The sequence below is a fragment of the Streptomyces sp. NPDC055078 genome, from assembly GCF_053607985.1.
Genome location: NZ_JBSGUP010000417.1, coordinates 1 through 7,252, shown reverse-complemented (window position 1 = coordinate 7,252; position 7,252 = coordinate 1). Strand labels below are relative to the sequence as shown.

The 7,252-nt window shown below is 67.9% G+C and carries 2 protein-coding genes; both read left to right on the top strand.

The features are described 5' to 3' along the window. Window positions 1-2,722, top strand: a 2,722-nt coding sequence (locus ACWF94_RS27900) for a LamG domain-containing protein (protein ID WP_453494212.1), incomplete at its 5' end; no start/stop codon positions are given. A 186-nt stretch (window positions 2,723-2,908) separates the two neighbouring features. Next, the coding region (locus ACWF94_RS27895) for a hypothetical protein (protein WP_453494209.1) at window positions 2,909-7,252 on the top strand (4,344 nt) is incomplete at its 3' end.

The following is a 7,252-nucleotide window of genomic DNA, read 5'->3' as shown; positions in this document are numbered from 1 at the left end:
CCCGGTGATTCCGGAACCGGGGGCCCGGACGCCGGTGGCGGATGTGACGGTCGCCGACGGCGCGCTGTCGCTCGCCCCGGACCAGGCGTTCCTGACCGCTGCGGACACGTCGTATCCCGTGGTCATCGATCCGCCCGCGGTCAGTGCGACCCTGACCGGGTGGACGACGATCTGGTCGAATCTGCCCGGTACGTCGTTCTGGAAGACCTCGCATGCGCTCGGTGTCGGCTATGACGCCTACGTCGACAACAAGAAGTCCAAGTCGCTGTTCCAGTTCGACACCCGGCGGGTCGCGGGCAAGAAGATCCTGAACGCCACGTTCACCGCGTATGAGATCTGGTCGGCGAACTGCACCAAGAAGGACGTCAACCTCTACCGGACCAACGCCATTTCCAGCAGTACGACCTGGAACAAGCCGCCGACCGGCTGGGCCCATGTCACCACGGTCTCGGCGGCCAAGGGGTTCTCCTCCGACTGTCCCGACGGTGACGTGGAGTTCAACGCGACCGGGGCCGTCGCGCACACGGCGAAGGCCAAGGCCACCACGACGACGCTGGCTCTGACGGCCAGTGACACCGATGCCATCGCGTGGAAGCAGTTCATGTCGCCGGCGGACGACCGCGCCACCGCGAGCCGCAAGCCGCGACTGTCGATCACCTATGTCACCCCGCCCACCACGGCGCCGTCGTCGGTGAAGCTGTCGGACCCGAACGTGGCCTGTTCGGCGAGTACGAACCCGCCGGTGATCCGTGACAGCACCCCCCGGATGACCGCGACCCCCACCAACGCGGACGGCGGCAACAGCGTGCTGCGGCCGAACTTCCAGCTTCTGACCGGCAGTACCAACATGCCGGTGACCCAGCCCACCGCGTGGACGGCCAGCGGAACCGCCGGGTCGGCCCCGACCCCGGTGCTCGCCACCGGCAAGACCTACCGGTTCCACGCCCGGACCGAGTACCGCTACACCTGGGCCGGGGCAACCCACTACCTGTACGGGCCGTGGTCTCCTACGTGCTACTTCACCGTGGACACCAGCGCCCCGCCCCAGCCCACGGTGACCTCCGTTGAGTTCCCGGAGTGCGCGGGCATCGTGTGCGAGGCATCCGAAGAGCACGGCAGTGTCGGGCAGACCGGCAACTTCACGATCAACGCGGGTGCCGCCGACGTCCGGCGCTACGACATCTGGCTCAACGGTGTCCTGGTCGAGACCAAGACATCGACGGTCAACCTGCCTTCCTACGTACGGAAGATCACGCCCACCAAACGGGCCACCAACACGCTGCGCGTGCAGACCGCCGACGCGGCCGGCAACCGGAGTGTGTCCAAGGACTACATGTTCATGGTCGCCAAGCCCTCCGCCCCGGCGGCGCAGTGGAAGCTGGACGGCAACGGAACCAACGCCTCCAGCAGCAGCTACGCCGTGACACCGGGGGGCGGTGCCTTGTGGTCCGGCCCCGCACGCCTGGGCACCGGCCTGAAGCTGAACGGCAGCAGCGCGTACGCGGCCAATCTGAACCCGGTCGTGGACACCACATCGAGCTTCTCCGTCTCGGCCTGGGCCAAACCGGGCAGCCGCAGCCAGAACAGCACGGTTGCGAGCCAGACCGGCTGGAACGTCGGCGGGTTCCAGCTCTACTACTCCAGCAGCTTCGACCGCTGGGCCTTCAACCGCTACAGCCAGGACGGCACCAGCCTGGTGCGGGTCCTGTCGTCCCGGCCCGGCGTGATCGGGGCCTGGACCCATCTGCTGGCCGTCTACGACCGTGACGCGGAACAGATCCGCCTGTACGTGAACGGTCGGCTGGAGGCGAGTGCCGCCTACACGACCCCATGGGCGGCGACCGGGGTGTTCGAGATCGGCCGGATGAAGAGCCCGTCCAGCGGCGCGATGGGCAGCTTCTTCAACGGTGACATCGACCACGTCCAGGCATGGAAGCGCGTGGTGTTCCCGGATGAGATGTGGTCCCAGACCAACATGGAGAACCCGGACACCGGTAGCCCGCAGGCAGCACTGCTGGCGCACTGGACCATGGACAACACCTCCGGGAGCACAGCCCTGGACGAGTCAGGGCGCGGCCACACGCTGCAGCTTGCCTCCGGCGCCGGCTTCGCCGCGGCCGACGACCCAGCCCACGGCAACGTCCTGAACCTGCCGACCGGACAAGCGGGGACGGCGAGCGCCCCGGTGATGCTCGACGAATCGGGCAGCTTCACCGTGGCCGGCTGGGTCAACCTCGATGCCGTGGTACTGGAGAATACCGCCGGTGCTCATTCGCCCACGGTCTTCGCCCATCCCGGGGCCCAGCGCAACGCGTTCCGGCTGTGGTATCGGCAGGAGATCGGTGAGACGGTCGGTGACTGGAACTTCGGCGTCTACAAGACCGACGCCCTGAACGGTCCGGCGGCGACGATCACCTCGGAACAGGTCAACCCGCCCGGGAACTGGATCCATGTCGTCGGCGTGTACGACTCGGCGAACCAGTCCGCCAAGCTCTACCTCGCGGGCGTACGCGAAGGCTCTGAGCACGGTGTCCTCGTCGACACCATCTTCCAGTCGGACCAGCCGCTGACGGTCAGCCAGGCCCGCCGCCATGACACGGGCGCCTGGGGCAACCGCCTTCTCGGCCAGCTCGACGACATGCGCGTCTACGCCGGTGTGCTCTCCGAGGCCGAGATCACTCAGCTCGCGACCGTGGACGAGCCGCCCATCGAGATCGGCTGACCCCTCAGCGGCAGTACGGAACCTCCTTCCCAACCCCCCTGTGCGGCGGTGTACCAGGCCCCAGCGGCTTGGTACACCCCGCCCTTCAGGATGCGGAGAAACCATTTGTCCGGCACCAGACCTGTGTCGTCGTCATGGTCGTGGACGAGAGCGAGCCGCCGCCGCCTGGCGGCCGTCGCCCTCCCCGTGACCATAGCCGTCACCGCCACCTTGCTCGGGGCCGCACCTGCCCCCAGCAAGGAACGGGACCAGACCCCGCTTGCCAAGCCGCAGTACGGCAAGGCAGAGCCCTTCCAGACCAAGCACCCAAATCTCAAGGACCCGGCACGCCAGGCTGCCAACCAAACACGCGATCGGGCGGCGAAGAAGGTCCAGTGGCCCACCGCCACGACCGCGAGCGTCACCGTCCCGGCCAAACCCGGAAGCACGGCGCGGGCTGAGAACCTGCCGGTCTCGCTGGCCCAGCCACCCGCCCCGGCCGCCGGCAAGAACCGGCGGTCCGCCACCACGCCTGCCCCCGCCCCCGCCGCAGCGGAACTGCGCCTGCTGGACCGCGCCACCACGGCCCGGCTCGGTATCGACGGCGTCGTCCTCACCGTCAACCGCGCCGACGGGAAGACCGGCCCCGCGAGCATGTCGCTCAGCCTCGACTACAGCGGCTTCGCCCACGCCTACAGCGGGAACTGGTCCTCCCGCCTGCGCATGGTTCAGATGCCCTCATGCGCCCTGACCACACCGGACAAGCCGGCCTGCCGCACCACCACACCCCTGCCCTCCACGAACGACACCCAGGACCAGAAAGTCACCGCCCAGGTGACCACCCCCGAGACCACAACCAGCAGCGGCGCCCGCACTGTCCTGGCCCTCTCCGCGGGCGCCGCATCCGACCAGGGAACCTACGAGGCCACCTCGCTGTCCCCTTCGGCAACGTGGTCGGGTGGCGGCTCCAACGGCGACTTCACCTGGTCCTATCCCCTGGACGCCGTTCCCGCCCCGGCCGGGCCCGCGCCTTCCCTGTCGATCGGCTACTCGGCACAGAGCGTCGACGGCCGCACGTCCTCCACCAGCGCCCAGCCGTCCTGGGCCGGTGAGGGCTTCGACCTGCCCACCTCCTATATCGAGCGGTCCTACGCCTCCTGCGACGACGACGGCCAGGACAACAAGTTCGACCAGTGCTGGAAGGAGGACAACGCATCCATCGTCCTGAACGGCAAGTCGAGCACCCTGGTCAAGGACGCCTCCGGCACGTGGCGGCTGCAGGGCGACGACGCAGAGCGTGTCGTCCGCGGCACCGGAGCGGCCAACGGCGACGACGGTGACTCAGGCACCGGAGGTGACATCGGGGAGCACTGGACCGTCACCACCACCGACGGCACCCAGTACGTCTTCGGCAAGAACCGCCTGCCGGGATGGAGCAGCGGCAAACCCGAAACCAACTCGGTCTGGACTGTCCCCGTCTTCGGCGACGACACGGGCGAGCCCGGCTACTCCGCCGGAACCGCCTTTGCCACGCGCGCCAAGACCCAGGCATGGCGGTGGAATCTCGACTACGTCGTGGATCCGCACGGCAACGTCATGACCTACTGGTACGACAAGGAACTCAACTCCTACGCCAAGAACGGCACCACCGGCAACGGCACCGAGTACGTCCGCGGCGGCTACCTCAAGCGCATCGACTACGGCCAGCGCACCGACACCGTCTTCTCCACGACGCAGCCCGCCGCAGCCCGAGTGAAGTTCGCCGTCAAGGAGCGCTGTATTCCCGTCTCCGGCGGCGAGACCTGCGGCTCCCTGACCTCGTCCAACCGCAACGCCTGGCCGGATGTACCGTACGACCAGATCTGCCGGAAGGACACCGTCTGCACCGACCAGCCGTCGCCCTCGTTCTTCTCCCGCAAGCGCCTGGCCGACATCACCACCCAGATCTACAAGGGCACCGGAACCGGCGCGGACACCGACTACCGGGACGTCAACACCTGGACCCTGGACCACTCTTTCCCGGACCCCGGCGACGGCTCCAACGCCGGGCTGTGGCTCAAGTCCATCCAGCACACCGGCACATCCGGCACCCCGATCAGCCTGCCCCCGGTCACCTTCACCGGAATCCAGCTCCACAACCGCGTCGACAAGACCGGCGACGACGTCGCCCCCTTCATCAAATGGCGCGTGCGCACCGTGACCTCCGAGACGGGTTCGGTCCTCACAGCGAACTACTCCGACCCCGAATGCGTCGCGGACAGCAACATCCCGGCAGCGGTCGACAGCAATGCCAAACGCTGTTACCCCGTCAAGTGGATCCCGCCGTCCAACCCCACCCCCGGCACCAATCCGCAGCCGCGCACCGACTGGTTCCACAAGTACGCCGTCACCCAGGTCACCGAGTCCGACCCCACCGGCAACGCGCCGCTGAAGCAGACCGACTACACGTACCACGGCGGCGGAGCCTGGGCCTATGACGACCAGTCTCCGATCACCCCGGCCAAGTACCGCACCTGGGGCATCTGGCGCGGCTACCAGAAGGTCACCACCACGACCGGTGAGGCCGCGGGCACCCGCAGCAAGAGCACCAGCCTCTTCTACCGGGGCATGAACGGCGACAAGCAATCCGACGGCACCACCCGCAGCGAAACGGTCACCGACTCCGAGGGCACCGCCGTCACCGACGCCGAACAGTTCGCCGGCCAGGCGCGCGAACAGATCACCTACAACGGAACCACCGGCGCCGAGATCTCGGGAACGATCACCACCCCGTGGTCCCGGACCACCGCGACCGCCACCCACTCCTACGGCACCGTGAAAGCCCACATGGTCCGTACGGGGAAGGAGGTCAAGCGCACCCCGATACCCGGCGGCGGCAAGATCACCTCGACCACCGAGACGACCTACGACACCACTAGCGGTCAGCCACTCACCGTGGAAACCGAAGGCGGCGGACGCAAAGACTGCACCCGCACCGAATACGCCACCAACACGACCGCCTGGATCCTCACCCTTCCCCAGCGGGTCGAGAAGGTATCCGTCGGCTGCACCGCCACACCCAACAGGACCGGCGACCCCCAGACCACGGACGTCATCTCCGACGTCCGCACCTCCTACGACGGCGCGGCGTACGGACAGGCCCCCACCCGCGGCAACGCCACCGCGGTCAAGCGGGTCACCGGCTACACCGCCGCAACCGCCAATCTGCAAACGGTGAGTACCGCCGCCTATGACACCCTGGGCCGCCCGACGGACACATGGGACACCAACGGCACCCGTACCAGGCACGTGGAATACACCCCCGCGGCCGGAGGCCCGCTGACCCAGAGGAAGGAAGTCAACGCCCTCGGCCACACCGTCACCACGGAGATCGTCCCCGACTGGGGAGTGAACAAGGCCAGCGCCGACCCGAACAACGGCCGTACCGAACTGGCCTATGACGCGCTCGGCCGCCTCACCGACGTCTGGCTCGCCGACCGCAACCGCGCCACCGGACAGACACCCAGCAACAAGTTCGAGTACAAGATCCAGCGTGACAAAGCTTCCTGGGTGGCCACCAAGTCACTGAACAACGACGGCAGCACCTACCAGACGTCCTACGCCCTCTACGACGCCCTCCTGCGCCCCCGCCAGACCCAGGCACCGGCAGCAGTCGGCGGCGGGCGCGTCATCACCGAAACCAAGTACGACACCCGCGGCCTCGAAGTGGAGACCGCGGCCGGCTACATCGACACCACCGCCCCCTCCGGCCAGCTCGCCACCCTGCTCACCTCGGCACCTGCCGGGACCCAGAGCATCTACGACGGAGCAGGCAGGCCCACCACGGAAATCACCCTGAAACTGGGCCAGGAGCACTCCCGCACCACCACCGCCTACGAGGGCAACTCGACCACCGTCGAGCCCCCGCAGGGTGCCTCGGCGATCCGGGAATCCGTCGACAGCCGGGGCCGTCTGTCCGAGAAGCGGGAATACGACGGCAACACGGCCACCGGCACGTACACCAAGCTCACCTACGGCTACGACAAGGCCGACCAGCTCATCCAGGTCAAGGACAACGACGGCAACACCTGGACATACGAGCACGACTTCCTCGGCCGCAAGACCGCCAGCAGCGACCCCGACGCCGGCACCAGCAAGACGGAATACGACAGCCTTGACCGGATCAGCGTCACCGAGGACGCCCGCGGCACCCTCCTGAGCCACACCTACGACCTCATCGGCCGCCCCACCGGCAAACTCACCGGCCGCATCCCCGTCGTCAACGGCCAGCAGGTCATCGACGACACCAAGTACCTCGCCCGGTGGTCCTACGACACCGTCGCCAAGGGGCGGCTCACCTCCGCCATCCGCTACGACGGAGGCAAGAACGGCAAGGTCTACGCCACCACCAACGCCTCCTACGACAAGCTCTACCGGGTCCTTCGCGAGCAGTACACCATCAGCACCACCGAAGGAGCCCTCGCCGGCAGCGGCACCTACACCATCACCAACGCCTACAACCTCGACGGCACCCCCCAACGACGCACCATCCCCGCCATGGGCGGACTCGCC